2 protein-coding genes are annotated in these 665 nt (G+C 62.6%); one reads left to right on the top strand and one right to left on the bottom strand.

Annotated elements, in window-relative coordinates; translation table 11 throughout:
• On the top strand, positions 1-192 hold a 192-nt coding region (locus PKE99_RS39230; RefSeq protein WP_271215125.1), incomplete at its 5' end, for a sulfotransferase-like domain-containing protein.
• Here PKE99_RS39230 and PKE99_RS39225 read toward each other — a convergent pair.
• Positions 193-665: ATP-binding cassette domain-containing protein (locus tag PKE99_RS39225; RefSeq protein WP_271215124.1), on the bottom strand; the 473-nt coding region annotated here is incomplete at its 5' end. It abuts the gene before it with no gap.

The raw sequence follows: 665 nt of genomic DNA, 5'->3' as shown, positions 1-665 counted from the left end.
CTGCGCTGGCCTGCGGGGCCGAAGCCCTTTGACGGGGCATGGGCGCAGCATTGGTATAATGCAGTCCATGCCTCCACCGGCTTTGATGCCCCGGAAGGCCCGCTGCCCGACCTTGCGCCCGAATATGCGCGGCTGGTCGAGGCGGCGCTGCCACATTACGACCGGCTGCGCCAATACGCGCTGGGGACGTAATCAGATGCTCAGCGCGGCTTGCAGCGCCTCGCGCGTCAGGCCCTCTTTCGGATGCGACAGGTTCACCGCGCCGCGTTTGAGCACATAGAACTGGACGCCCAGATCGAAGGCAAAATCGAAATACTGTTCGACCAGAATGATGGCCATATTGCCCTTGGCCTTCAGATATTCGATCACGCGGCCGATCTGCTGGATGATATTGGGCTGGATGCCCTCGGTCGGTTCGTCCAGCAACAGCACCTTGGGACGCATGATCATCGCCCGCGCGATGGCAAGCTGTTGCTGCTGCCCGCCCGACAGATCGCCGCCGCGCCTGTGGCCCATATCCTTCAGCACCGGGAACAGGTCATAGATTTCGTCGTGCACCTTGTGATCGGCCTTCGGCAGCAGCGAAAAGCCGGTTTCGAGGTTCTCGCGCACAGTCAGCAGCGGAAAGATCATCCGCCCCTGCGGAACCACCGCCAGTCCGCGCC

Source organism: Pseudonocardia halophobica (assembly GCF_027922425.1).
Taxonomy (GTDB): Bacteria; Actinomycetota; Actinomycetes; order Mycobacteriales; family Pseudonocardiaceae; genus Pseudonocardia; species Pseudonocardia halophobica.
This window is presented reverse-complemented; position numbering and strand designations above follow the sequence as displayed.